This is a genomic window from Nocardioides pelophilus, assembly GCF_014180685.1.
GTDB lineage: Bacteria > Actinomycetota > Actinomycetes > Propionibacteriales > Nocardioidaceae > Nocardioides > Nocardioides pelophilus.
On the sequence record NZ_JACEHF010000334.1, the window covers coordinates 1 to 684 of the forward strand.

At 71.3% G+C, this 684-nt stretch carries 1 pseudogene; it reads right to left on the minus strand.

The features are described 5' to 3' along the window. Positions 1-668 (minus strand): annotated as a pseudogene (locus H0488_RS23495) (DUF222 domain-containing protein); the annotation flags it as partial. Between the last annotated feature and the right edge of the window lie 16 nt (positions 669-684).

Genomic DNA, 684 nt, shown 5'->3' on the forward strand with positions numbered 1-684 from the left:
GCGTGGTCGAGGTCGCAGCGTTCGGTACGGCGGTTGCAGTGCGGGGCACGACAGGTGTGGTCGCGCAGCTCGACGCGGCGCCGGAGCCGGTCGGGGATCTCGTAGGAGTCGACCGGGACATGGTCCTCGAGGTCGATCACCGGCCGCACGATCACGCTGGTGCCGGGTTGGGCGCACCACTGGCGGATCTGCTCCACGCTCACCGGGGTCTGGGTGTTCCCCCACCGACCCACAGTGCTGCAGCCGGTGAGTGCGGTGTCGGTGAGGTGGACGAACAGCTCGACCTTCCGCCCCGGCACGGTGCGCAGCTCACCGGTCTCGGGGTCCACGGTGTCCAGGTCCAGGGCGAGGTCGGCACGGGCCAGGTCGCCCAGCGCGATCGCGCGGCGCACGTCCAGGGGCAGGTCGCTGACCTTTCCCAGAGCGGTGGCACGCCTGTTGAGGGCGGTGTCGAGGTCGATCCCGTCGGCGGCGTCGAGGGTGCCGGCGAGGTCCACCACGGTGCTGCCGGGCTCACCGGTGCGGATGTGGACGTGGCGGTGGTCCTGCTCGTCCTGGCGGCGTTCCTCCGCGGTCTGGGGGTCGAACCTGTCGATCGCCTCAGCGACCAGGCGTTCGACCTGGACCCAGGTGCAGGTCGGGAGCGCGAAGGCCAGGTTGCGGTCCACGAACGCTGCTGCCTCC